We start from the raw sequence: 26,155 nt of genomic DNA on the forward strand, positions 1-26,155 counted from the left end.
CTTTAGTACGTTATAAGGGCTTTTACAAAACCGTCTGGTCGGCTTTTCAGGTTATGGAAGGCTTGTTCTATGTTATCTAAGGTATAGGTGTGTGTGTACAGCTTGTCGGGGTTCAGGGTTCCGTTCGCCACTGCTTCTACCGCTGCTTTTATGCCTTTTATGTATTCCTGCGGATCGCGCTCGTGCGCATTGATGACATCAATGCCGCGCCAGTTCCAGAGCTGTACGTTTACCTGCCGCATGCCGTCCTGATGGAAGCCAGCGATGATGAGCTTGCCGCGTTCTGCCGTCAGTTCGCCGGCCAGGTTCAGCGGCCACTCCTTTCCAGTGCACTCTATCACGCGCTCACAGAACTTTTCGCCTGTCAGCTCCTTTATTTTCTCGATGATCTTGTAGTGGTCATCCATCGGTATGATTTCATCGGCGCCACACTCTTTTGCCATCTCCAGCGAGAACTCCCGCTGTGATACAGCGATAACTCTTGCTCCGGCATTTTTTGCCAGCTGCACCAATAGTGCTCCCAAAAAACCGATTCCTAAAATGGCCACTGTCTGGCCTGCAGAAATGTCACTTCGCTTAAAGATGTTCATGGCACAGCCCAGCGGCTCCCCAGGGAAAGGTTTTCCAGCCAGGCTCTCCGGCAGCTTCACTACCTTATCGGCATCCGCGATATCATATTGGGCATAGGAGTTATAAGAAAGAGCCGCCACACGGTCTCCTATCTGTACATTCTCAACACCTGCTCCTACGGCATCCACTGTTCCCCAGCCTTCATGGCCGGGGTTGCCGGCGGCAACAGGATACGTAAACCACTCGCGCCCTTCCCAGACAGGAATGTTGGACGCGCAAAGGCCACAGCCTTCTAAGCGCAGCCGCACCTGCCCTGCTTCCGGCTCCGGCAGGTCAGTATTCTGAACTTGAACTTTTTCTGGTGCTGTAATCACAGCGGCTTTCATACTTGTAGCGGGGGTGCTGGCTACAGCTTTGTCTTCTGTTGTCAGTGTTTCTTGCATGTTATGCTACTGCTACTTTTTTAGCGGGTTCTTCTATTACTTTTTTCGATGATAAAGTTAATGGCACTTCTATTCCACGATGCTCGCAGAGCCACCTGTACAGCTTGGCCATACCCTCCTGCACGTTGTGCTTTGAATACCACCCGGTAGCCTCCTGGAACTTACGCGTGTCTGACACATAGTAGTGCTGGTCGCCTGGGCGCCAGTCGCCGAACTTCAGCTGCACTTCTTTGCCCCGGTACTTACTGATGGTTTTCAGCAATTCCAGCAGGCTTACTGTGTTCTCTGTACCGCCTCCAATGTTAAAGGCCTGACCAGAAATACGCTTGATATGCTTGTTTGCTAAAATAAAGGCATCTACCAGGTCTTCTACAAACAGTATGTCACGCACCTGCTTTCCATCGCCGTAAATGTTTATCGCCTGACCTTCTATGGCCCTGATGGCAAAGTGCGCTACCCAGCCCTGGTCCTCGTTGCCATACTGGTGCGGCCCATAGATGCAGCTCATACGGAATACTGTCATCGGCAGGTTATAGGTGCGGGCATAGTCTATTACATACTGGTCGGCAGCGCCTTTTGAGCAGCCGTACGGACTATGGAAGTCGAGTGAGCGCATTTCGCTGATGCCGTTTTCCTTCATGTCTTTATCTGCCGGATAATAGCGCGAACCGTTGGAAATAAAATCTACGTCTTCCAGGCCACCATATACTTTGTTGGTGGAGGTAAACACCAATGGTGGCGGATTATCCTGCTCGCGTATAGCCTCCAGCACGTTCATGATGCCGCGCGCATTGATTTCAAAGTCATTCATGGGCAGGTCGAGCGAGGTGGTCACGGCTACCTGGGCGGCAAAGTGATACACTGCCTCGGCGCGTTGCATGACATATCGCACGGTTTGCAGGTTACGAATGTCCCCCACATATATTTCCAGGTTTTCCGGGTATGTCTCGTACAGCCATTGCAGGTTCTGCTCCACGCCATCACGGGACAGACTATCGAAGACCAGCACGCGCTTACCTTCTGACAATAGCCGCTTGGCCAGGTTTGTACCCACAAAGCCCGCTCCTCCTGTTATCAGGGTATAAGGCGCGGTGTCTTCTTTTATAGTGCGCGTAATGTAATCCAGATTCTCCAACCGCTCCATGCCGTGTTTCGCCCACAGGCGGTACAGCAACTTAGAACTGCCATCGGAACGCTTCAGACCAAAGTGGTATTCCCGATCATCTAAATGGAACCCTCCCACAGTAGGATATTTTGCATTCAGGTCGTAGGCGCCGTACCAGTATAGTCTTGTGGCATCCGCCTTCAGTACTTCTCTGAACTCCTCCACCTGCTTCAGTTCATCGTGCTGCCAGGTAGAGAAGCCTGCCTCTGTAATCCATAGTTCTGCCTGACAGTTGTTCCTATCCAGTACCTCACGCACCGCGTTGATGTTTTCATCCCAGCCACCCCACACCTGGTCGAACGCAAAGGGAAAGCCATGTATGCCTACCGCATCAATGTGCTGCATCACGCCATGGTCAAACATAACCTGCAGCCAGTTCGGGTCAATGGGGCTCATGCCACCCAGCAGAGTTTTCTTGCCCAGTTGCTTACACCAATAGGCGGCGCCTCCCACCATTTCTGCGAACTTGTTCCAGCCGTAGTCCAGCGTGAAGTCATACTCTACCTGGTTGTTTGGCTCGTTCCACAGCTCCACCCACTCAAAGTGCTCCCCCATATCGGAGATAAATACATCCAGGAAATCAGCATAGGCCTTCCTGTCTCTTGGCGGTGAAGAGGTGCGGGCTTTCTCACCCAGCGAAGGCGGTGTGTATAGGAAGCAAGGCAATATATTTACCTCTTTTGAAAGAGTAGGTATGAGCCAGTCGTACCACCCTTTTCCCTCCGGAGTATAGTAATCAGCCCACGACACGCCTGTTCTGAGCTCTGTTACACCCAGTTCCTTCAAGTCGGCGAGCACCTGCTTTACGCGCTCATGCTCTCCTACACGGAACCACTCTACAATTCCGACTCTGGGGAGTGACTTTTCGTTTTTAGCGTTCTTTATTTTCATAGTGATGAGAATACTTTTTAATAATTCAGAAAATGGGTGCTCCCGTTTAAACTTAAACAGTCAGGCCGCGTGCTGCCAGTTCGGCGCTTGCCTCATTCACCCTGTCATACGCGATTTGGCCTTCCAGCCAATTGGCCAGTTCTTCCAGCCCATTGTTGAAGTCTACCTGCGGATAGAAGCCCAATACTTCGTTTGCCAGGGTGATGTCAGCATAACAGTGGCGGATATCGCCTACCCTGTATTTGCCTGTTACTTCCGGCTTCAGGTGCGTTTTGTCCATGACGGTTGCCAGCCGCTCCGCAATCTCCTGAATGGTATAATTGTTTCCGCTGCCTACATTAAAAACTTTGCCGGTGGCTTCTTCTTTCCCCATCGCCAGTCGGCACGCCAACGCCACATCGCGCACATGTACAAAGTCACGCTGTTGGTATCCGTCTTCGAAGATCATGGGAGAATTGTTATTTAAAAGTCGGGATGCGAAAATGGCCAGCACCCCGGTGTATGGGTTCGAAAGTGCCTGTCGCGTTCCGTAAACGTTGAAAAAGCGCATGGCCACTGTTGGAATATTGTAGGCTCTTCCCACCATCAGGCAAAGGCGCTCCTGGTCGTATTTAGAGAGGGCATATACCGAAGACAGCGATGGAATCTTGGTCTCCGGTGTAGGTATCGGTTGCAAAGGTTGGCCCTTGTCATACAGTTCCCAGTCGGCTGCTTTCAGTTGCTCCAATGGGCGCTCCTGCGCGGTTACCAACTCACCCGCCGGATTTTTGCAAAGGCCTTCGCCGTAGATGCTCATGCTGCTGGCCACCACCAGCTTCTTCACTGGGTTCTTGATGAGTGCCTCCAGAAGCACGGCTGTACCCATGTTGTTTACATCGGTGTACTCCTTTATCTCATACATACTTTGGCCTACCCCCACCATAGCGGCGAAATGGAATACATAGTCTACTCCTTCCAGCGCCTTGTCCACGTCTTCGCGGTTGCGGACATCACCTACCATCAGCTCTACGTCTTTGTGCAGGTACTCAGGCCTTTTGCAGTCTTTGCCGTGTACCTGCTGGCTCAGGTTGTCCAGTGCTCTTACTTCGTAGCCGTGGTTTAGCAGTTCGTCTGCCAAGTGTGAGCCAATAAAACCAGCACCTCCTGTTATCAATACTTTGCTTTTCATAGTCTGTAATTCGTTTTGGTAAGTAATAAGACCGTGGCATCAGGACTGGGGACACCGAATCTTGTGAGACATTTACTTTGTATGCATTTATATGATTGCTGCACTTCCTTATGGCGCAAAAAACTCTTTAACCTCATCTGTATTATTTTTTTTACCCAGATTTAAAATGGCTGTGCCGTAGGCCTGATCGTAATGTTATTGATTGAAACTCCCGGAGGTTGGCTCAAGGCATAAAGCACAGCATCTGCCACGTCATCTGCTGAAATAGTACCATACCCAATGTCCTCTGCTGTATGAAAACCGGAAACGGTGTTCCTGAAAAAAGCAGTGTCAGTTACGCCCGGGGCCACAACTGTTACCCTGAGAGTAGGCAGCACTTCCTGGCGCAGCGTTTCAGCCACTACTTCTAAAGCAGATTTTGTGGCGGCATAAACACCGCCATAAGGGTAAGCCTGTCCAGCCGAGACCGAAGAGATAAGCACCACATCGCCGTGGTCCGCCTCGAGCATTCCCGGAACAAAGGCCCGTATCAGCCGAAGGGCTCCCATCAGGTTGGTATCAATGATTTGGCGCCACTTCTCAGGGTCTCCTTCCGTCAGCTTTTCATGAATGCCACGCCCTGCGCTACAAATAAGCATGTCGGGTGTGCCAAGCTTCTCATGTACTCCGGTAAAAAATGCATCCACAGCTGGGGCCGCTGTGACATCGCAGGTAAAAGGGTAAACGTTGGTTGGGAGGTTTGAAGGAGGTTGCAGATCGGCAATGGCAGTGGTTACTTCCGCTAAAGACAGCTTGCCCACTATAGCCCGGCCTATACCGGAACCACCACCGCTCACTACTGCCTTTTTGCCTTTTAACTCCTGCACTCTCTTGGTATAATTCTGCTCCCTATATAGATATTATTAAATCCTTCGTTAGGTAGGTAGAACGTAGTTGAGGGGGATAGGGTTGTAGATGCTGCTAAAAGCATATATAAAAATAGGCTTATTTTTCGCTAACTATCCAATTTTTAAGGGATTGGCGTTGCTACAAAAATGCGTTACCCCAATTTATTTATTCAGCCCGAATCAGGATAAATAACCCGCTTATATTACCTTGCAGGCTCCCAAACGTTAAATTCGTCCTATGAATTTTGACCAGGTACCTCTGCTGGAGAATACACGCGTGCTCCTCCGCCCCTTTCTGGATTCAGACAAAGCGGAACTCCGTGAAATAGCACTGGACGAAGAAATCTGGCGCTACATGATTACGCGTATCAGCAACGAGGAAGAACTGAACGACTGGATACAGACAGCCATCACTGGTTACCAGCTCGGCACACGCTATACCTTTATGATAGTGGACAAAGCCACCGGCCAGCTGGCAGGCAGCACCAGCTATGGCAACATCTCTGTGCCGGACAAGCGGCTGGAAATTGGCTGGACCTGGCTGAGCAAGGCCTACAGGGGCACCGGCCTGAACAGGCACTGTAAATTTTTGCTGCTGCGCTATTCCTTTGAGGTGCTACAGATGGAGCGGGTAGAGCTAAAGGGAGATGCCGTGAACATGCGCTCCCGCAAAGCCATGCTAAAAATCGGGGCTACCGAGGAGGGCATTCTGCGCAGCCATACCCTGATGCACGATGGCCGCCGCCGCGACACCATCTACTACAGCATCCTGCGGCCTGAGTGGGAGCAAATCAAAAACTCTGTCTTCAAAGACCTAGTGGAGCCTCATCAGGCATAAACAGGGAATTCAATAGCAAGGGCTGTTTTCTTTGCGTATAGCTGTTTGGTAATGAACCGCAAACAGTCCTAATTTTTGGAAACACTAACCAACAGAGAACAGTTAACTAAGAGGATATTTCTGATCCGGCATGCGCGGCCGGAGGTGCCTACCAAAGGCTTCTTCAGTGCAGCGGCAGCAAGCCAGTATATCTCAGACTATGATGCCGCACAGGTAGAGAAATTTGTGCTGCAGCATGAGGCCATTCCTTACAAAGAAATAAAAGAAGTATACTGCAGCACACTCGTCCGGTCTCAGCTCACAGCCAAGGCTATCTTCGGAGAACAGGTACTACTGAAGGTGGATCGTAATTTCCGTGAATTTGAGCGGAAAATATTCTCCCTGCCACTCCTGCGGCTGCCCATTAAGTTGTGGCTGGTTACCGCACGCCTGCTCTGGTTCTTTGGGCTCAACAGCAAAGGCATAGAGTCTTTTAAAGAGGCGAAATGGCGTGCCAGGAAATGTGCGGAGCGGCTGGAGGAAGATGCTGATGAAAATGCGACAACCGTACTGGTGGCACACGGCCTGCTGAATAACTTTATCCTAAGGGAATTAAAGAAAATGGGGTGGCAGCAGACAGTAAAAGGCGGAAGCGGCTTTGTGAGTCTGAATGTAATGGAGAAGAAGCAGTAGCTGTATTGTAGAATCCGTAAACAAAAAGGAGCCCTTCCTGCGATGGCGGAAAGGGCTCCTGAGATAATGCTGATTTAAACCGGCATAGCCAGTTTATCTAACTGCTATAGCCTGGATTTTGCTGTCCTCTAATGTTGCTGTTAGCATCTAGCTCGCCCTGAGGTATAGGCCAGGCCCACTCTCGTGCATCTGGCTCTAGCGTACAGTTTATAGCATTAGTGCCGCAATCTTCGCGCTCAATCATGCGGGTGGTTCTTTTCAAATCAAACCATCTGTGGCCTTCACTGAATAACTCTTTGCGTCGTTCCAGCGCAATAGCATCCAGCAGTGCCTGCTGTGTTGCTATCACAACCGGCACATAGCCTGCTATTCTTGCAGCTCGTAATGCATTCAGATCTGCCAGAGCTCCTACTATATCTCCTAACATGGCTCTGGCCTCAGCGCGGATCAAATACATTTCGCCGGTTCTGAACACCTTCCAGTTCACCAGGTTATCTGTAGCTGTACCACGGCCAACAAACTTGGCCACGATTGGCCTTTCGACATCGGCTCTGGATCTTGTTCCAAAATAGGAGTCGTAGCGTACATCAGCTTGCTCTGCATATGTTTCCATCAATGGTAAGGAAGGCCTGAAGCGGTTGCGGTTTGATGGTGCGTTGTGCACACCACCCGATGGAGTACCCTCACCTGCATTAAAAGATACCGCCCATATCACCTCTGCAACTGATTCATCTTCCCAGATAGCCGGGAATTCCGCTCTCGAAGCTAAAGGTATTTCATCGATAACTAAAGTTGCATAACGTGCGGCTTCTGCATATTCCTCTGCATATAAGTTTACCCGTGCCAGGATAGCTCTTGTAGTAGTAAGATCAATAAACGATCTGGATGATTCTGTATTGGGTTCGCTATCTACATCTCCTAAGAGTGCTTCAGCATCGTTCAGATCCTTCAAGATGTTGTCATACGTCTCCTTTACGGTTAACCTGGCAGGCATGTCGTCCTTGTCAACAGTCGTTTTATAAGGCACCCCTAATAAGGCAGAGTTTCTGTCGAACGCTTCTCCCCAGTACCTCAGAAGATCAAAGTGTGCCACGGCCCTGATAGCCAAGGCCTGGCCTTTGATCCTGTTTACACGTTCAGGATTTTCATCTGCAAACCTGTCAATACCATCTAACACCAAGTTAGCCTGTGTAATAACCTGGTAAGCAGCAATCCATGCAATGGCAATGTCTGACTCATCACTAGTGTAATTCCAATTCGCCTGGCTGGCCCAGTTCCCCAAATCTTCACCTGTTTGTACCAGGTTATCAGACATCACGTCTGGTAAAGTAGACCATGTGCCTGTTGTTTGTCCACCGCTGCCGAAATAACCTATTTGACGAAACTGTGCGTAGGCTCCTGTCAGCGCATACTCATACTCGTCCAGGTTATTAAAAATCTCAGCACCTTCCTTCGCATACTCAGGTTCTATATCAATCACGCTCTCGCAGGAAGAGAGTACCAAAGCAAAGCTGAGTCCTACACCTAAAAATATTTGCCTAATCTTCATCTTTTTAAATTTATACAATTAAAGTGCAACGTTTACGCCAAAAGTAACAGTACGAAGTGCTGGATACTGCGAACCAACTAGTGATCCACCCGTTACCTCTGGGTCAAAGCCCCGGAACTTAGTCCACGTCACCAGGTTCTGTCCTTGAGCAAACAGTCTGATGTTGGTTAATCCAATAGTGTTGATCCACTGCTTTGGCAAGGCATAGGAAACGGTCAGGTTGCGTAGCCTCAGGAAATCCCCATCTTCAACAAAGCGCGTCGTGTTCTGTTCGAAGGGCGCATTAGGGCTTGGTATCATCGTAATCTGACCAGGAATTCTCCACTCATTCACCAGGTCAGCGGAAATATTATCAAATAAGTACGCTGGGTTCTCCACATTTGCCCGGTCGTTGTTATACAGGACATTGCCTTCCACAAAGCTGAAGAAAGAACTAACCTCAATGCCTTTGAAGTTTAAAGAGGTTCCAAAGCCACCAAAGAAAGGTGCCTCAGCTGTACCTACAATAACTCTGTCATTCGGATCATATACTTCCGTCACATCCCCCTCTTTAGTCAGGTACTGTGGGTTACCATTGTCTGGGTTTACACCGGCATAACGTACCACGTACAAGGAATTCACCGGTTCTCCTACACGGTTGATGAATACATCCTCAATGATTTCCTGCTCATCACCTAACAGCGACTTCACCCTGCTTTGGTTATGGGTCAAGCTTACATTCACAGCCCAGGTAAAGTCAGTGCCACTAATGATATCCCCTGTTAATGCTAACTCAATACCTCTGTTCTGAAGCTCGCCCACATTAGAAAGCAACTCTTCGTAACCAGTTGTCCTGGAAAGCTGCCTGTTCAAGAAAAGGTCGCTTGTAACGGAGTTATAATATTCTACCGTTGCTCCTACTCTTCCGTTCAATGCAGTTAATTCCAAACCAGTGTTGAAGGTGGTTTTTCTTTCCCACTGCAACTCAGGGTTAGCCAGTTGCACCTGCGCCAGTCCGCTTACGCCGGCATATACACTACGCCTGAAAAGCTCACGGGAAGCAAAGTCCAAGGGATCTCCAAACTCATCCAACAGCACCTGGTTACCTGCCGAGCCATAACTCGCCTTGAATTTAACATCATTGAACACATCCGAAATACCTTCCATAAAGGCTTCATCACTCACTATCCAGCTAAAACCAACCGATCCGAAGTTAGCAAAGCGTCTGTCGGCTCCGAAACGGGAAGATCCGTCTCTGCGTGCACCCACTGTCAGGAAGTACCTGTCTTTGAAACCATAGTTGATGTTGGTAAAGTAGGATAACAGCGCATTCTCAGTACCATTACCATTAACAGCAGGTATGTAACCGTTTGAAGCGTTTCCGGGAGTAATGCCGGCTTCGTTCTGGAAAGCGCCACCTAAACCATAGCCCGTAAAGTCAAATCCTTTATACATGGAGTTTACAACTTCATTGAAGAGGGCAACTGTCAGCTTGTGATCTTCGCCAAACTGCGTTTCGTATGCTGCTGAAGTTGTTCCGGTATACCGGAATATTCTGTTATAGCCGCGCCCAAAGGAACCGGAACCACCTGTAGAGAATTGTCCTGAGGCTGTGGTGGGGTCAACATACTCTACGGTTTCGTTGGAGGTAAAATCACCTCCCCAGGTAGTTCTTAATGTTAAACCTTCCAGGAAAGGTGCCTTGTAGTTCACATACACGTTACCAACCCCTTTCAACTGCTTTCTTTCGTTTCTGTTTTCCAGAAGCTCCTGTAGCGCGTTCGGCTGCCCGGATGCTAATTGGGTATAGTTTCCGTCTTCATCGAACGGCGTTTCATAAGGGTTACTCCAACGAATAGCATTCAGCGGACTTGAGATGCTTGAATTGGCTTCGGTAGTGTTATTGAAGTCTGAAACACCAAAAGTGGAGTTGATACCAAAGGTGAAATCACCGGCAGATGACTCTACGTTAGCCCTACCTGTGATACGCTCCAGGCCCGTGTTCGGCACTGTACCTGTCTGGTCGAAGATAGAACCGGAAAGGAAGAAGGTCGTTTTCTCGCTGCCACCAGAGGCACTGATGGTATGGTTCTGGGTGTATCCGGTTTTAAAGAAAACATCCTGCCAGTTGGTGTTCACCTGCCTTAAGCGGGCCAGGTCCTGGTCTGTCCATTCAAAAGGGTTACCGTTGGCCAACTCATAATCCAGCTTTTGGTTTGTGGTCATGACCTCCAACCTGTTCTCCGGAGCCCTGGAAAAGCCATACTGCCCATCGTACGTGATGCGGGTGGCACCAGCCAAACCTCTTTTTGTTGTGATCACAACAACACCATTAGCACCTCTTGATCCATAGATAGATGTTGCAGAAGCATCTTTCAGAATTGTAAGGCTTTCGAAATCCGAGGGGTTCAGCGTAGCAAAATCGCTGGCAGAGATCTGCACACCATCCATCACGTACAAAGGCTCATTGCTACCTAAAACTGATCCTTTACCACGGATTACCACGTTTGCAGCTGCACCTGGCTGGCCTGAGTTCGCCTGCACCAGTATACCGGGCGCTCTACCCTGCAGTGCCTGGTCAAAAGACCCTACCGGCACCTGCTTTATTTCCTCTGCCTTTACAGTAGAAACGGAACCTACCACCTCGCGCTGTGTCTGTGTGGTGTATCCTGTCACTACTACTTCCTGCAGCTGCTTCAAATCGGTACTCATGCTTACGTTAACCGTACTTCTGTTTCCGAGGGCTATCTCCTGGGTAGCCATACCTATTTGCCTGAACACCAGCGTTACATTGGCAGGATTCAGATTAGCTGGAATGGTGAGGGAGTATCCTCCGTCCACTCCAGTGCTTGTACCGGTGGAGGTTCCTTTAACGATAACTGAGACTCCAGGCAAACCTTCCCCCGTTTCCTGCTCAATTACCCTACCGGTTACTGTTCCACCTTGTGCCAATACCTGATGTAGCAGGCATAGCATGAAAGCAAAATTCAACAATAAAATTTTTCTCATGTCAGGTTGTTGTGAATAAAAAATAAATAGAAAATGAAGAATTGTTGAGCTGAATTTAAAAGCACACCAGGCTTAACAAGATGTTTAAACCTGAATCATTTAAGCTCCATACCCATACAAACTCGAAATATACGCTAATAGAAAATCATTTAAAAAAGAAGTCAAAAAAATAATGAGAATAGTATGGCAAAGCGCTCTTGATAAGAATTTGCTTAAAACACACTCTGTTTATTGTGCAATTTCAAAATTACAAGTACAGATGATTGCAAATACTGTAATCCAACTGCCCTAATTGCTTTTGCAACCCAAACACGGTGCAAAGCAGCAATAAGAAGCACTGCAGATCTTCCAACTAACCTCCTTGGGTGTGGCTTTGTTCGAAGTATTTGTCTAGCACCTCCCACCTTTCCTAACCTGTACAGCTAAACAAATGCTGTTTGAAGAGATACCATATCTTTATTTACAAAAACTAAACTTTTAGTTTTAAAACTAAGTATATAGTTGTACATTAGATTAACAGAACCTGAACAACACTTAGATGAAAGAATTAACCAAGGCCGAAGAAGAGATCATGCAGGTACTCTGGAAGCTGGAAAAGGCCTTTGTCCGCGACATACTCGAGGAGCTACCGGAGCCGAAGCCGGCTTACAATACAGTATCTACTATAGTGCGCATACTGGAGAACAAAGGCTTTGTGGGGCATGAGGCTTTTGGCAAATCGCACCAGTACTACCCGCTGGTGGCGCAGGACAAGTACAAGAGCTATTTCCTGAAGAACTTTATGAGTGGCTACTTTGGCGGCTCCTTTGAAAAACTGGTATCGTTCTTCGCTAAAGACAACAACCTAAATGTGCAGGAACTTGATGAGCTGCTAAAGCAGGTAAAAGAAGACATAGACCCGGATAAGGAGGATCCGAAAGATGGAAGTACTACTTAATTTCATACTCAAGTCAGGCATTGGCCTGCTCACGCTGTACCTGTTCTATTACGCACTGCTGCGGAACGAAACCAATTTCCGGTTTAACAGGCTGTACCTGCTGCTGGCCCCGCTGGTGGCGCTTACATTACCTCTCATTAAGTGGCCTGCCTTTCTCTCCCCGGATACTGCCGTGGCACAAACCCTTCAGGCAATTCAGTTATCAGAAGTGACTGTGGTAGCTTACGGGCAGCCGGCAACGGGCGCTGCGCTGCTGCAGTTTATAACTCCTGCCAATCTTGTACTGGGTTTATACCTGCTGGTGGCACTGTTTCTTGCCTTTAAACTGTGCAGGCAACTATGGCACATCCGGCGGCTGAAATCCAAAGCAATAACAATTGAACAGACACCGGATGCGGTTCAGATAGTACAGTTAGGGCAGCATTATTCTTCTTTTGCCTTTCTGAACTATGTATTCCTGAGTAGCCAGGAGCAGCTCAACCCACGCGAGAGGCAACAGGTACTGGCCCATGAACTGGCGCACGTACAATTGGGCCATACGTATGACATCCTCCTATACGAAGTGCTGTCTATTGCACTCTGGTTTAACCCTCTTATCTGGTTTCTGAAGAAAGAACTTCGCAACCTGCATGAGTACCAGGCCGATGCCTGTGTGCTGGAGCAGCACCAACTAAATGAATACAGGGTGCTCTTGTCGAAAGAAGTACTTTTCAACATGGGCTTACCTGTGGGCAGCCATTTCCAGAAACCGCAGGTGCTCCAGCGCCTGCACATGCTCAAGAGGCACGGTAAGAGACCCGGATGGCTAAAGCCCCTGCTCACGCTGCCCCTGTTTGTGGTACTGCTACTCTCCCTCTCCTCTCAGCAGGTAGCAGCCGATATTGCTACTCAACTTACTTCCCCGGCACATGCAGCACCCTCAAATGAGACTTCCTCTGAATCAATAAATCTTGATAAAGATAGCACTAAGCTTCCCGAGTCTCAGGCAAAGGCTGATGCTAAAATGCCAATTTTAAGGGATGACACGCCAGCAGACATGCCTGTTCAAGAAGATAAACCCACTGATAATATACATAACCTCCACCTCCGATCTACAAACCCCTACACTTATGTAGAGCAGATGCCTATGTTTAAGGGAGGAGAAGCAGAAATGATAAAGTTCCTCGGCAAGAATATACGCTATCCTGAAGAGGCAAAAGAGGCCGGACTAGAAGGCATCGTTGTACTTAGCTTTGTAGTGGACCACGAGGGCAGGCTAGACGACATTCAGGTTATAAAAAGATTAGGTAAGGGTACAGATGAAGAAGCAGTGCGTGTAGTAAAAATGATGAGTGGTAATTGGCTACCCGGAAAGCAGAATGGAAAAGTAGTACCAGTCCGTTACACCTTGCCTGTCAGGTACACTATAAAATAACAATCATTAACATTTTAAACCCTTATTAACACGGTTTTGAGCCGTGCTTGGAAGGCTTTTGCCTACTAATTCTATTGTGTTAAAGCAAAACATCTGCAGATCATGAAAAAGCACAACATACTCCATCAGCTGTATAAGCTTCCACTGCCGTTATTGCTTTCAGTATTTCTGGCCTGCTCTTCTGATGAGGAGCCCATTGCAGAGGTCGCATCAGAAATTGAAAATCAAACTTATCAGCAAGAGGACCCAGTCTATAGAGAAGTAGAGCAGACACCGGTTTTCTATGGGGGTGAAGAGGAGATGTTCCGATTTTTACACAAGAACATCCGCTTCCCAGAGGAGGCGAAAGCGGCAGGTGTAGAAGGTATGGTCGTGCTTAAGTTCAGAGTTGAAAAAGACGGTTCAATCACGGATTTGAAATTGGAAAAAAACCTTCATCCTGAAATAGACAAAGAAGCGCTGCGCTTGGCAAAAATGACGAGCAAGAAGTGGTATCCAGGGTTAGAAGAAGGAGAATTTGTGCGCGTACGCTATACGCTTCCAATAAGATTTACCATAAAATAACATACAGTGTCCTTACTATCATCCTTTTTTAATACGGTCTTAAGCCGTGCCAGAAAACTATTGCCCTTAAAAATCCAATATTCAAACAAAAACAGAACAATATGAAAAAGCTTATTTTAACAAGAACAACTTTAATTGCTTCTCTATTCGCGTGCATTTTTGCCACAGCAGCATGCTCCACCGAAGAAGAACCAACTATAGTAGTGCAGGAGAAAGAAACAGCTTCCGTTGAGAAGACGGACACATCAAAAGCTTATACTTATGCAGAGCAGATACCAGTGTATAAAGACAGCGAGGCAGCATTATTAACCTTCCTGGGAAGTAACATAAAGTATCCGGAGGCAGCAGAAAAGGCAGGCGTAGAGGGGATAACTGTGATGTCGTTTGTAGTAGAAACAGACGGCACTATTACGGATATAGAAATCGTCAAAAGCCTGAGCCCTGAAACAGACCAGGAGGCTGTCCGGGCAGTAAAATTAACCAGCGGAAGCTGGATCCCTGGCAAAAATAATGGGAAAGATATACGCTTCAGGTACACGCTACCGGTTCGTTACACGCTGGACTAACATATTTGAATTCCAACTTTGATATAACTGTGTCTTAAACCTGAAGCATCTGGCGGTAACAAGGATAAATGCTAATGAAGGTATAATCCTGTTTCATCTGTTAACGCTGTTTAGGACACTACTTATACTTCAGCTCACTTATGGGTTAATCAAATTTTTTTGCCTTTACCAAAAGATAAAAACAACTTATACCATGAAAGAATCCAACAAACCGTTTACCTATTTTGCAGCTATTGTACTCTTCAGCATAGCCACGCTCTCTGCTCCTGCTGCCCTTGCTCAGTCCACTGAAAAGCCTTACACTTATGTAGAGCAGATGCCACACTTCGAAAGCGGTGACGCAGACATGATCAAGTTCATGGGCACCAATATCAATTACCCGAAACAAGCCCGGGCCGCTGGAGTAGAAGGCCTGGTGGTGGTTTCATTTATAGTGGGTACTGATGGCAGCATTTCAGATGTGCAGACCTTGAAGAAGCTCGGCAAAGGCACAGATGAGGAAGCCGTGCGTGTGGTAAAACTAATGAACGGCCGGTGGAAGCCAGGTAAGCAGGGCGGGAAACCGGTGCCGGTGCGGTATACCTTGCCGGTCCGGTTCGCGTTGTCTGAGGCAGACAGGGCTGCCGTGGCCGATGTTGCCAACAGAGTTCCTCGGTTCGAAGGCGGCCAGGAAGCCATGGCACAGACCCTGAACAGTTACCTGCAGTTGCCTGAGGAGGCGAAACAGGAGGACCTGAATGCGCGCATCACGGTGAAGTTTACAGTAGAAGTAGACGGCACAGTAACTAACATGAAAGTGGAGAAAATGAAGCTGAAAAAAGTCGTTGGGCCGGGCGCTGAATTTGACTACATGGATGCCACCTCCTTCAACGTACAAAACAAAACAACTCTTGCCAGGCTTGCTGAAGCCGCCATTACTGCTGTTAGGGCTACATCAGGGAGGTGGGAACCCGCCATGCAGAACGGTAAGCCTGTTGCCGCAGAACTTGTCCTGCCATTGCAGTTCCTGAGTACTGAGGCTGACAAGACTGGCAATCAGCAAATGGAGGTGCCCACCCTACAAAAGCTGAAGCCAAAAAAGGATGTTTATAATTATAAAGAAGTGGATGTGAAGCCTGAGCTGAAGGATATGTCACTGGAGAAGTTCCTGGCCAAAAACCTGCGCTATCCCGCCAACTCCTCCTTTGAAGGCGATGTACAACTTACGCTGCTCGTGACAGGCGACGGTAGAATGGTTTCCATGCTCCGCCGCGCTACCACCCCGGATGAAGAAGTCACGTTTGAGCAAATAAGGGACGTAATTGGTTCAACACAAGGCAGGTGGTCTCCGGGCAAAATAGATGGCCACCCCGTTTCCGTTGGCCGAACCATAACCATAAGCTTTGTTATTGATGATGGCGAGAAGAAACCGGCAGCTAAAGACACTCCTACTGCTGATGTGGTCGTAACGAAGTATAGGTAGTGAACGTTAGGATAACTGGATGGATGTTATTACATTCATTATCAGAATGTTTCAACCCGCACTTACCGCCAGCACATGAAAAACAAATTACAGCTCTATTGTCTCTCCGGACTAACGCTATTCAGTTCTGCAGTCTTCCTTCCAACTGAAGCACTGGCCCAGGCACCTGCCTCTGAAGAGAAAGTGCTTTCTTACGTGGATGAAATGCCAGCATTTAAGGGTGGCGATGCCGAAATGATGAATTTCATCGCCGGCAATCTTCAATATCCGCAGGATGCGAAGGCGGCAGGTTTGTCAGGGTTTGTGGTGGCAACGTTCATAGTAGAGACCAACGGCAATGTAACGGATGTTAAAACTATCAAGGGCATTTCTGAAAGCATAGATGCTGAAGCAGTCCGTTTGATAAGCTTAACAGATGGAAGATGGAGCATCGGCCGGCATAAAGGAAAAGCTGTACGTGTAAAGCAGACCCTCCCCATCAAATTCACCTTGGATACTGACGGTAATCCCACAGTACTGCATCAGATGCCCCAGTTCAAAGGTGGCCAGGAAGCCATGGTCCAAACCATTTACAAAAACCTCAACACGCCGGCTGCAGCTCAAAAAGAAAACATCAATGCCCGTGTGCAGGTGAATTTTAATGTGGAGGCAGATGGAAGGGTATCGAATATCACTATTGCAAACACAAAACTAAAACAGGTTGTGGGTGCCGGCGCCGACATGGATTATATGGATGCATCAACCTTTAAACTGCAGGACAAGGCTGTGCTTGCCGCACTCAGCAAAGCAGCGGCAGAAGCCATACAGGCCACCAGCGGTATGTGGGAACCCGGCATCAGGCAAGGAAAACCTGTGGCTGCAGAGGTAACGCTTCCTGTGCTGTTCTTCAGTTCCGGAGAGCCTACGGATAACGTATCAGAGGCCATGCTGCTGTCCTACCAGCCAGACGCTTACGACCGGAAGTCTTCTTATAAAGCAGATGAGGCAGATATTAGTCCGGCACTAAAAGATGGGGATTTGGAAAAATTCCTTGCAAAGCATCTTCGCTACCCCGACACCTCTTTCGAGGGCACTGTGAAAGTGGCGTTTTTAGTGAAGCAGGATGGCAGCCTTAACGGACCAATGACCAGTGTGTCAAAAGAACAGAAGGAGATTGCGGACGAGATTACAAGAGTATTCAAACTCACGGAAGGCAACTGGATACCAGCCAAAAAGAATTCCCAGTCGATTACAGCCATGCAGGAAATTACGGTAGAGTTCGTGACAAAAAAAGGTAAAAGCATATCATCTCCTGCTCCAACTACATCTGCAGATGTAGTAGTGACGAGGTAAAAAGGTCTTATTATCACACATTTCGATGTCATCTCAAACGCAGTGAGAGTTCTGTATTTTTTCATAACCACGCAATACCTCAGGTTTCTCACTGCATTCGAAATGACACAAAAACTTTAAATTGAAGGCAATGGGGTAGGAGCCCTCTACTTCAACCAACAATCATCAAGTATGACAAGTACGATTACAGACTCACTATTTCCAGGTGAAAGGATCATAAAACGCAATAAAGCAAAACAGCCCCGGCTATAGATAGCCGGGGCTGTTTTGCTTCCCTCTACACTTGTAAAGATTACTAAAAAATACTAAGGCCTTAGCCTTACCTAAAACTGCCAGTCTTCGTTCAGCATGCCAATGGCGTGGTGCGCGGTCATATCGAACTGGCAAGGCACGATGGAAATGTAATTGTTCACCAGTGCCCACTCATCCGTGTCCTCCCCTTTGTCGAAGTTCACGAAGCTGCCCGTCATCCAGAAGTACCTGCGGTTGCGGGGATCCAGGCGCTCATCAAACTCTTCCTGCCACTTGGCATGCGCCTGGCGGCATACCTTGATACCCCTGATCTTCTCCTCACTTTTCTTCGGGAAGTTTACATTGAGGGCCGTATTGTCCGGAATCTTATGCTCCAGCGCCTGGCGGATGATGCGTTCTGCAAACTCTTCAGTATGTGAGAAATCAGCTTCATGCCCATAGTCACACAGGGAGAAACCAATAGATGGCATACCCTCAATGGCGGCTTCTATGGCAGCAGACATCGTGCCCGAGTACAGCACACTGATGCTTGAGTTTGAGCCATGGTTTATACCGCTTACTACCAAGTCAGGCTTCCTGTCTTTCAGCACATGGTGCTTCGCGAGTTTCACACAGTCTGCCGGCGTGCCGGAGCACTCATAGGCCTCCACATCCAGGTCCTCGAAAGCAATGGATTTATCTAAGCGGAGCGTATTACCGATGGTGATGGCATGCCCCATTCCCGACTGCGGGCTATCCGGGGCTACAACTACAACATTGCCGACCTTCATAGCAACTTTTACAAGTGTACGTATGCCCGGTGCGGTAATGCCGTCGTCGTTTGAGACCAAAATGAGTGGTTTTGCCATTTTATTATTCTGATTTGATATATGAAAATATGAAAGAATACGTTTCTCGTGCTAATATACTATAACCTCCTGCTGCGCTACAAGGTTTAAATAATAAAGATAAAGACACTAGAACTATGATAAGAAACCTAATATATGCTATTCTGCTGGGAGTAGGTATGGCTGCCTGCCTCTCTCAGAACGAAAATGAATCTGCTGAAGAAAGCAACGTACAGCAACAGATAAATGCCACAGAAACGGAGGTTACCGCACCTGATCCTACCAGCCTGGTAATTGAGAAAGGGCAGGTAGGAAACCTAAAAATAGGCATGCCCATCAACCAGGTGCGGGAGCAGGTTCCATCTGGCATGGTTATAAACGACACCACCCTGATGCTGGAAGGGCAGCAGTCTACAGCCTATGTGCTGCGCTCAAAAGGGCAGGAAAAAGGACTGCTGATAGAACAGGTTTGCGAACCCAACTGTCTGGTATGGCGCATTAGCGTGGATAGCCAGGAGTATAAAACAGCAGAAGGACTTGGCGTAGGGTCTAAATACGGTGAAATAAAACAGGCTTACCCTATAGGAACAGTGGCGTTGGTAGAAGATAATTTTGTTGCAGTTTCTGAGGAAGCAGGAATGAGCTTCGTGCTGGACGACACGCAGTTGCCACAGGATGCCAGAGATTTAGGAAGGTATAATCCAGGAAATATTCCCGCCAACACCCTCGTAAAACGTGTCCTTTTATATTAGTCTGTTGCGATATTAAGTACGAATACCTATTATTGTCTTTATGGCATTACTTCGCTCCGACTACAGATATAAAGATATTGGTTTGCTGCTGTTGCGTATTGGCATCGGCACGATGTTTATCCTGCATGGCTGGCCTAAACTGGCTGGTGGCCCGGAGCGCTGGGCAGCTATCGGCCAGAACATGGAGCTGATCGGAATTTCTTTTGCCCCGGCTTTCTGGGGTTTTATGGCTGGCTTCGCGGAGACTGCAGGAGGTCTGCTACTGATTTTAGGTTTGTTCTGGCGGGTGACCTGCTCACTGCTGTTGTTTACGATGATCATTGCCACTGCCCGCCACGCAGCAGCCGGAGACGGCTTTAACGGCTATTCCCATGCCTTGGAGGCGGCAATCCTGTTTTTCTCCCTTATCTTCACCGGCCCCGGCAGGTACAGCCTCGACAATAAGTTTTTCCCCACAGACAAATACCGGAGCAGGTTTAACAGAATAGTGATATAGTAAGTCCGGTATAGAAGAAATCTTCTTCTGAAGCCTTGGCCGAACGCTGAGGCTTTTTTGTTGGCATTCCTGCGGAAGAATGTCACAAAACACATTCCCTCAAAAATTCCTAATTTTACCTACTCATATCACGCAAACGCATCTACATGCTCATTACATTACTTTTAGCTGCCCTGCTTTCTGCTGGAGGTCCAGGCCAGAATAAACCAGACCTGAAAACACCTTACGAGAGAGGCAACGGCAACCAAACCGCTACTTACGAAGAGGCCATCAACTGGTACCAGATACTGGATGCTGCTTACGATGAAGTGAAGATGATGCCCTATGGCACGACCGACGTAGGCCGCCCGCTGCACCTGGTGGTGGTTTCTACAGATAAAGATTTCAATCCGGCTTCTTTACATCAGAAGAATAAGCGTATCATGCTCATCCAAAACGGTATACACCCGGGAGAACCGGAAGGCATTGATGCCACCATGCTGCTGGTGCGCGACTACCTGCAGGATAAAAAGTTGCGTAAGCAACTCGACAATGTGGTGTTGGCCATTATACCGGTTTACAACATTGGTGGCGCCCTTAACCGCAACAACCACACCCGCACCAACCAGAACGGGCCAGAGAGCTATGGCTTCCGGGGAAATGCCCGTAACCTGGACCTGAACCGCGACTTCATTAAAACAGACTCCGACAATGCCAGAACCTTTCATGAAATTTTCAGGGAATGGGACCCGGATGTGTTCATGGACAACCACACTTCTAACGGGGCCGATTACCAGCACGTGATGACGCTCATTGCCACGCAGCACAACAAACTGAACCCGACGCTGGCAAAGTACCTCTCCGGCAAAATGGTGCCCTCGCTGTATGCCGGTATGAAGCAGGACAAATTCCCGATGGTGCCTTACATGAACCACGCCGGCGAAACCCCGGATGAGGGCATCATTGGCTTTATGGAGTCTCCCCGGTATGCAACCGGGTATACTGCCCTCTACAACACCATCGGCTTTGTACCCGAAACGCACATGTTGAAGCCATTCGACCAGCGTGTGAAGGCGACTTATAAGCTGATGGAGAATATGATCGAGACGGTGCACCGCGACGCGAAGGAGATTGGCCAACTGCGCGCCCATGCAATACAGGAAACCCTGCAGCAGCAGAAATTCCCGCTTAACTGGAAACTGGACACCACCAAAGTAAGCCAGGTTCCTTTCCTCGGCTACGAAGCGAAGTATAAGCCAAGCGAGGTAAGCGGCCTCGACCGGTTGTACTACGACCGCAAGTCGCCGTATAGCAAAATGATTAACTACTATGATGAGTTTGTGCCCACTGTAACAGTGGAAAAACCAGTTGCTTACATTATTCCGCAGGCCTGGGGCGAGGTAATTGAGCGCCTGAAGACGGACAAGGTACAGCTGCAGCAACTAAAAAAGGATACCACCCTCACCCTCGACACTTACTACATCACAGATTACAAAACCGGTCAGCGCCCTTATGAGGGCCACTACCTGCATTCTGATGTGCAGGTAGAACCTAAGCGCATGCCGCGCCAGTTTTTCAAAGGAGATTATGTGGTGTACCTTAACCAGCCTGCCAATCGCTTTGTGGTAGAAGTGCTGGAGCCGCAGGCAGTTGATTCATACTTTAACTGGAACTTCTTCGATTCCATTCTCATGCAGAAAGAGTACTTCTCATCCTATGTTTTCGAGGATTTAGCAGCTGAGTACCTGAAGAAAGACCCAACATTACGCCAGCGCCTCGAAGAACGCAAAAAGCAGTACCCGGATTTTGCAAAAAATGCCCGCGCGCAATTAGATTTCATTTACCGTAACACCCCACACTACGAGTACACCTATAATATGTATCCGGTCGGAAGACTAATCCAAAACATAAAACTGCCCTTGTAGCTGAACAGAAGAGCCACCTCAACAGTGGCTCTTCCTTCAACATAAGAGTACTTCTCATCCTATGTTTTCGAGGATTTAGCAGCTGAGTACCTGAAGAAAGACCCAACATTACGCCAGCGCCTCGAAGAACGCAAAAAGCAGTACCCGGATTTTGCAAAAAATGCCCGCGCGCAATTAGATTTCATTTACCGTAACACCCCACACTACGAGTACACCTATAATATGTATCCGGTCGGAAGACTAATCCAAAACATAAAACTGCCCTTGTAGCTGAACAGAAGAGCCACCTCAACAGTGGCTCTTCCTTCAACATATCACACTTCAAATATCATCCTTCAAACGAACATAGAAGCAATCAAACTTTCTATACAGAAACAAGAAGCATTCTAACTTATGTGTCTGCCAGCACGGAGTGGAAGTGTTTCCAGTCTTTGGGTTGAGCGCCTTGTAAATGTTGCGGTGCCGCACGCAGTGAGGCAGCCCGTAGCGGAGCGAGGGCAGCTTCAGTTACACAGCGCGATGCCCAAAGACGAGGCCTCTCGGCCTAGAGAGCACATACAATTGAAATGAAACTATAGGTGAATTGGCACTGGATAAGCCGCCACTACGAAAGCTTAGACGGATTCATAACCCCGCTCATTCAGATAAACAATTATCTATACCTCTATTTCACCGGTTAAATACGCAACCGCCTTACCAGTTATTTTCACCCTGTTTCCCAAAAACTCACAGGTCAGCTCACCTCCTCTTGCCGAAATTTGCCGGGCACGCAGCACTTTTTTATTCAGTCTCTGGCTCCAGAATGGTGTTAGCGTGGTATGCGCAGAACCTGTTACCGGGTCTTCATCTATACCAACCTGTGGGCAGAAAAACCGCGACACAAAATCAACATCTTCGCCGGGAGCAGTCACAATGGTACCACGTGCTTCAACGGTTGCCATTAACCTGAAATCAGGTGCCAAACCCTTTATTTCCGCCTGATTCTGAAAGAGCAGCAGGTAATCGGTTTTGCCTTTATACGCTTCTGCCGGAGTAACTCCCAAAGCTTGTACCAACGCCTGCGGTGCCTCTACCCGCTGGTAAACATCAGCAGGAAAATTCAGCGTTAGCTCCTCTCCTGCTCTGTCCACTGTCAGAAGGCCACTGTTTCGGGATTGGAAGTTGACAGTGTTTGTTGGGTGGTTGTAATAGTGAAACAGCACAAATCCCGATGCCAGGGTGGCGTGTCCACACAGGTCTACCTCTACTGTTGGGGTGAACCATCTTATTTCATAGTCGCTCCCGTTTGGCACCAAGAAAGCTGTTTCTGCCAGATTATTTTCAGCGGCTATCTGCTGCATCTTTTTATCCTCCAGCCATTCGTCCAGCACACACACGGCAGCCGGATTACCATGGAACACCCTATCAGTGAAGGCGTCTATCTGGTACATTTTTATTTTGCTCATCTTTTAAGTTAGTTGCTTTTGGTTACTATGTTACGCAATAAGTACACGGTTAAGAGAATATTTCCCTTTGGAGGAGGATAAAAGAATCCTGTCTGACATCAATTCTTTACAGTAACAGACATTCCTTCCTGCTTTGGGAAGTATAAAGTTCTGAGAAATTGCTGTCAGCTATTCATTTCCGTGCAGCAACAGAAAAGCCACCCTGCAGGTGGCCTTTCTGTTGCTGTTTATCGCATTTAATTACACATCCACCGAATCATACACAATCACCTTTTCCCACAGGTGAGAATAGTTCTCCACGAATTTAAGGTGTACCGGGTGCTTCTGATACACTTCCTGCTCTTCGAGGTTATCGAAGAACAACAACCAGGAAACCCCATAGCCTCTTTCGATTACATCGCGGTTGGTGTTGGCCGGCACGCCTATACGTGCCAGTTTTATTGCCTTGATACCTTTCAAGGTTTTCAGGCCTTCTATCAGTTTTGCTTTGTCTTCCGCAGAATCAGGATTTTTCATCCAGAAATAAACATGGTGCACAAAATCGCCTTTCGGTTTCTGGTTGCTTCTGTCTAAGGCCGGCATCAGGCCAAAGAAGCCCGCAAGAGATAAAGAGGTGCTGTTGCCAAGGAACGACCTTCTGGATAGCTTTTTCATATAGTTCATATTACAATGCGCTGTTTCTTTTTTAAAGTATAGACTCTTTCTTTCTCCTGCAATCCCTTCTGTTTCAAAACATGAAGTAAATAATATTTCCGGACAATTCCGAAGTCACTACTGCTCCCGCTTATCCTTCTCTTAAAAAATAACCTGTTGCAGTAGCAAGGAGGCAAACAAATCCGGACCCGCTCCTGTACTATTTCACATAACCCATAAACCCTATGAAAGAGTACATAGTATCTTCTATCAGCTTAGAGCCGCACGGCAACATACCAAACAACCCACACTTACCTCTGCTCTTTTACCGGCAGGTGTTCTACGACAGCAGTAACCTAGAGCAGCAGTTTAAAGAGGCTTTTGCAAAGCACAACTGGAGAGGCAGCTGGACCAATGGTGTATTTAATTATCACCATTACCACAGTAAATCGCATGAAGTGTTGGGCGTGGCGGCAGGTTCGGCTACCCTTATACTTGGTGGACCCGGAGGAGAGGAAGCAGAAGTGAAAGCAGGCGACATGGTAGTACTTCCGGCTGGTACCGGCCACTGCCGTAAAAGCGCCTCACCTGATTTCAGTGTGGTAGGGGCATACCCGAAAGGGCAGGAAAATTACGATATTTGCACGGAAGACGATGAGGTAGAAGAGAAGCAGCAGAATATCAGGCAGGTGCCGTTACCGGAAACAGACCCTGTAGCCGGTAAAGATGGCCCGCTGCTGCAGCACTGGAAATAAAATCCACTAAACCCATTCTACCTGTTTTAGAGTATTATGAAGAGCAAATACGAGAACATATGATAATTAAAGCACCAAAACGACCTTACCTGCTGCTGTTCCTTTTCTTAGGCTTGGCAGGTTGCAATACCAGTACTTCCAGTACCAGCACCACTACTGATACCACAGAGGCTGTGGCTACAAATACACAAGGGCAAGCCTCCGGAAATGAGGTTGTATTGTCGGAGCAGGCACTGGCGAATGCCCGGACAAACTATACGACCTATTGCGCCGGCTGCCACGGCAGTGAACTGGAGACATTCATTAACCGCGACTGGAAGTATGGCACTGCGCATACTGCCATGTTCACCAGTATAAAAGAAGGACATCCGACTACTGGTATGCCTGGCTTCGCCAATACGCTGTCAGATGAGGAGATAAACAACCTGGCAACCTTTATTCGTCAGGGCATTGTAAACAAGCAGGCGCAAAATACAAGCGAAGGCACTGGCAACGACATGGCCGGTGTCATCCGTTCCGAGGAAGTCAGCTTCCGCCTCGACACAATAGTAACAGGCATTGAGGTACCCTGGGGTATGGCGTTCCTGCCCAACGGCGATATGCTGGTAACAGAACGCTCCGGCACCCTATACCGCCTCACAAATGACCGTCAGTTGCAGAAAATAGAGGGCGCACCAGAGGTGCTGGCAGAAGGACAGGGTGGTTTACTGGATGTAGAGCTTCACCCCGATTTCAGGAACAACAACGTCATTTTCCTCTCCTACTCAGCTGTTAAGAGAGAAGGCGGAGAAACTTTATCGACTACAGCCATCATGCGTGCCCAACTGGATGGAAACGCGCTGAAAAACAAGAAAGTAATTTTCGAGGGACAACCCTGGACTAAAACCCGGCACCACTATGGCTCCCGCATCGAGTTTGGTCCGGACGGGAACCTATACTTTACCATGGGCGACAGGGGCGGCACTTTTGAGAACCCTCAGGACCTGAGCCGCCACGCCGGTAAAACACACCGCATCAAGGAAGACGGCTCCATACCACAGGACAACCCATTTGTAAACAAACAGGGAGCGCTTCCTTCTATTTACACCTATGGAAATCGAAACCCGCAGGGCCTTGCGCTGAACACGAGTACAAAAGAAATGTGGGCACACGAACACGGACCAAAGGGCGGCGACGAAGTGAACATTCTGGAGAAAGGCGCGAACTATGGTTGGCCTGTGGTAACGTACGGCATCGACTATAACGGCTCCATTATCTCTAACGAACAACGCAAAGAAGGTATCAAGGACCCGATCCATTACTGGGTGCCATCTATTGCCCCCTCGGGCATGGCCTTTGTAACCGGGAACAGGTATAAGGGCTGGGAAGGAGATTTACTATCTGGTTCGATGAGCTTCAAATTCCTGAGCAGAGCTAAAGTAGAAGGCAACCAGATTGTAGGTGAAGAACGGTTATTGAAAGATATTGGCCGCGTGCGTGATGTAAAAATGAGCCCGGATGGCTACGTATACATCGCTGTTGAAAGACCAGGCGCCATTTTCCGACTTGTCCCTGTTGATACTCAATAGCAAGTACATTATACCCCTTCACCTGAAGCTACTTCCATAAAGCCAGTTTTGTTTTTTTGTTGGCACGAAGTGAATCT

At 48.2% G+C, this 26,155-nt stretch carries 22 protein-coding genes; 13 read left to right on the plus strand and 9 right to left on the minus strand.

Annotated features, from left to right (window positions below):
• Positions 1 to 2: 2 nt before the first annotated feature.
• From ACFS7Z_RS15465 to ACFS7Z_RS15480, 4 genes are all read right to left on the minus strand, one after another.
• Positions 3 to 1,013: an MDR/zinc-dependent alcohol dehydrogenase-like family protein gene (locus ACFS7Z_RS15465; RefSeq protein WP_377486237.1), complete on the minus strand. Its 1,011-nt coding sequence runs from the start codon at positions 1,011 to 1,013 to the stop codon at positions 3 to 5.
• Between the two features lies 1 nt (position 1,014).
• A complete protein-coding gene (locus ACFS7Z_RS15470) occupies positions 1,015 to 3,069 on the minus strand; it encodes a GDP-mannose 4,6-dehydratase (RefSeq protein WP_377486240.1) in 2,055 nt (684 codons plus the stop codon).
• A gap of 52 nt (positions 3,070 to 3,121) precedes the next feature.
• Complete coding sequence (locus ACFS7Z_RS15475) at positions 3,122 to 4,237, minus strand: NAD-dependent epimerase/dehydratase family protein (RefSeq protein WP_377486243.1); 1,116 nt, start codon at positions 4,235 to 4,237, stop codon at positions 3,122 to 3,124.
• A 161-nt stretch (positions 4,238 to 4,398) separates the two neighbouring features.
• Complete coding sequence (locus tag ACFS7Z_RS15480; protein WP_377486246.1) at positions 4,399 to 5,103, minus strand: SDR family oxidoreductase; 705 nt, start codon at positions 5,101 to 5,103, stop codon at positions 4,399 to 4,401.
• A 259-nt stretch (positions 5,104 to 5,362) separates the two neighbouring features.
• On the opposite strand from ACFS7Z_RS15480, the gene ACFS7Z_RS15485 reads away from it, so the two are divergent.
• Together ACFS7Z_RS15485 and ACFS7Z_RS15490 are read left to right on the plus strand one after the other, a co-directional pair.
• Positions 5,363 to 5,962 carry a GNAT family N-acetyltransferase gene (locus tag ACFS7Z_RS15485; protein WP_377486249.1) on the plus strand — a complete coding sequence of 200 codons (600 nt, stop codon included), beginning with the start codon at positions 5,363 to 5,365 and terminating at the stop codon, positions 5,960 to 5,962.
• A 75-nt stretch (positions 5,963 to 6,037) separates the two neighbouring features.
• Entirely contained in the window at positions 6,038 to 6,634 is a 597-nt protein-coding gene (locus tag ACFS7Z_RS15490) for a histidine phosphatase family protein (RefSeq protein WP_377486252.1), read from the plus strand.
• 97 nt (positions 6,635 to 6,731) lie between these two features.
• Here ACFS7Z_RS15490 and ACFS7Z_RS15495 read toward each other — a convergent pair whose 3' ends face one another.
• Positions 6,732 to 8,183: a RagB/SusD family nutrient uptake outer membrane protein gene (locus ACFS7Z_RS15495; protein WP_377486254.1), complete on the minus strand. Its 1,452-nt coding sequence runs from the start codon at positions 8,181 to 8,183 to the stop codon at positions 6,732 to 6,734.
• A gap of 18 nt (positions 8,184 to 8,201) precedes the next feature.
• A complete protein-coding gene (locus tag ACFS7Z_RS15500; protein ID WP_377486257.1) occupies positions 8,202 to 11,171 on the minus strand; it encodes a SusC/RagA family TonB-linked outer membrane protein in 2,970 nt (989 codons plus the stop codon).
• A 538-nt stretch (positions 11,172 to 11,709) separates the two neighbouring features.
• Here ACFS7Z_RS15500 and ACFS7Z_RS15505 point away from each other — a divergent pair.
• From ACFS7Z_RS15505 to ACFS7Z_RS15530, 6 genes are all read left to right on the plus strand, one after another.
• Entirely contained in the window at positions 11,710 to 12,108 is a 399-nt protein-coding gene (locus ACFS7Z_RS15505) for a BlaI/MecI/CopY family transcriptional regulator (protein WP_377486260.1), read from the plus strand.
• A complete protein-coding gene (locus tag ACFS7Z_RS15510) occupies positions 12,092 to 13,522 on the plus strand; it encodes a TonB family protein (protein WP_377486263.1) in 1,431 nt (476 codons plus the stop codon). Before ACFS7Z_RS15505 ends, ACFS7Z_RS15510 begins: the two co-directional genes overlap by 17 nt.
• Before the next feature lie 102 nt (positions 13,523 to 13,624).
• Complete coding sequence (locus tag ACFS7Z_RS15515; protein WP_377486266.1) at positions 13,625 to 14,086, plus strand: energy transducer TonB; 462 nt, start codon at positions 13,625 to 13,627, stop codon at positions 14,084 to 14,086.
• Between the two features lie 101 nt (positions 14,087 to 14,187).
• Entirely contained in the window at positions 14,188 to 14,652 is a 465-nt protein-coding gene (locus tag ACFS7Z_RS15520) for an energy transducer TonB (RefSeq protein ID WP_377486269.1), read from the plus strand.
• A 193-nt stretch (positions 14,653 to 14,845) separates the two neighbouring features.
• Positions 14,846 to 16,114: a TonB family protein gene (locus ACFS7Z_RS15525; protein WP_377486272.1), complete on the plus strand. Its 1,269-nt coding sequence runs from the start codon at positions 14,846 to 14,848 to the stop codon at positions 16,112 to 16,114.
• Positions 16,115 to 16,189: 75 nt separating this feature from the next.
• Positions 16,190 to 17,446, plus strand: a complete 1,257-nt coding sequence (locus ACFS7Z_RS15530; protein WP_377486275.1) for a TonB family protein — start codon at positions 16,190 to 16,192, stop codon at positions 17,444 to 17,446.
• A gap of 323 nt (positions 17,447 to 17,769) precedes the next feature.
• On the opposite strand, the gene surE is transcribed toward ACFS7Z_RS15530, so the two are convergent.
• Positions 17,770 to 18,546: a 5'/3'-nucleotidase SurE gene (gene surE / locus ACFS7Z_RS15535; RefSeq protein ID WP_377486278.1), complete on the minus strand. Its 777-nt coding sequence runs from the start codon at positions 18,544 to 18,546 to the stop codon at positions 17,770 to 17,772.
• 116 nt (positions 18,547 to 18,662) lie between these two features.
• Between surE and ACFS7Z_RS15540 the strand changes: the two genes are divergently transcribed.
• From ACFS7Z_RS15540 to ACFS7Z_RS15550, 3 genes are all read left to right on the plus strand, one after another.
• Positions 18,663 to 19,277 carry a mechanosensitive ion channel protein MscS gene (locus ACFS7Z_RS15540; RefSeq protein WP_377486281.1) on the plus strand — a complete coding sequence of 205 codons (615 nt, stop codon included), beginning with the start codon at positions 18,663 to 18,665 and terminating at the stop codon, positions 19,275 to 19,277.
• 40 nt (positions 19,278 to 19,317) lie between these two features.
• On the plus strand, positions 19,318 to 19,773 hold the full coding sequence (locus ACFS7Z_RS15545) for a DoxX family protein (RefSeq protein WP_377486284.1): 456 nt from the start codon (positions 19,318 to 19,320) through the stop codon (positions 19,771 to 19,773).
• A gap of 146 nt (positions 19,774 to 19,919) precedes the next feature.
• Entirely contained in the window at positions 19,920 to 21,677 is a 1,758-nt protein-coding gene (locus tag ACFS7Z_RS15550) for a M14 family zinc carboxypeptidase (protein ID WP_377486287.1), read from the plus strand.
• A gap of 656 nt (positions 21,678 to 22,333) precedes the next feature.
• Here the strand turns inward: ACFS7Z_RS15550 and ACFS7Z_RS15555 are convergent.
• Both ACFS7Z_RS15555 and ACFS7Z_RS15560 read right to left on the minus strand, forming a co-directional pair.
• Positions 22,334 to 23,122, minus strand: a complete 789-nt coding sequence (locus tag ACFS7Z_RS15555; RefSeq protein ID WP_377486290.1) for a PhzF family phenazine biosynthesis protein — start codon at positions 23,120 to 23,122, stop codon at positions 22,334 to 22,336.
• A 240-nt stretch (positions 23,123 to 23,362) separates the two neighbouring features.
• Positions 23,363 to 23,776: a Dabb family protein gene (locus ACFS7Z_RS15560; RefSeq protein WP_377486293.1), complete on the minus strand. Its 414-nt coding sequence runs from the start codon at positions 23,774 to 23,776 to the stop codon at positions 23,363 to 23,365.
• Positions 23,777 to 24,000: 224 nt separating this feature from the next.
• Between ACFS7Z_RS15560 and ACFS7Z_RS15565 the strand changes: the two genes are divergently transcribed.
• Both ACFS7Z_RS15565 and ACFS7Z_RS15570 read left to right on the plus strand, forming a co-directional pair.
• Positions 24,001 to 24,510: a cupin domain-containing protein gene (locus tag ACFS7Z_RS15565; RefSeq protein ID WP_377486296.1), complete on the plus strand. Its 510-nt coding sequence runs from the start codon at positions 24,001 to 24,003 to the stop codon at positions 24,508 to 24,510.
• 59 nt (positions 24,511 to 24,569) lie between these two features.
• Positions 24,570 to 26,078 (plus strand): PQQ-dependent sugar dehydrogenase, encoded by a 1,509-nt coding sequence (locus tag ACFS7Z_RS15570; protein WP_377486299.1) that lies wholly within the window; start codon positions 24,570 to 24,572, stop codon positions 26,076 to 26,078.
• Positions 26,079 to 26,155 lie beyond the last annotated feature (77 nt).

The sequence above is a fragment of the Pontibacter toksunensis genome, from assembly GCF_042686245.1.
GTDB classification, from domain to species: Bacteria; Bacteroidota; Bacteroidia; order Cytophagales; family Hymenobacteraceae; genus Pontibacter; species Pontibacter toksunensis.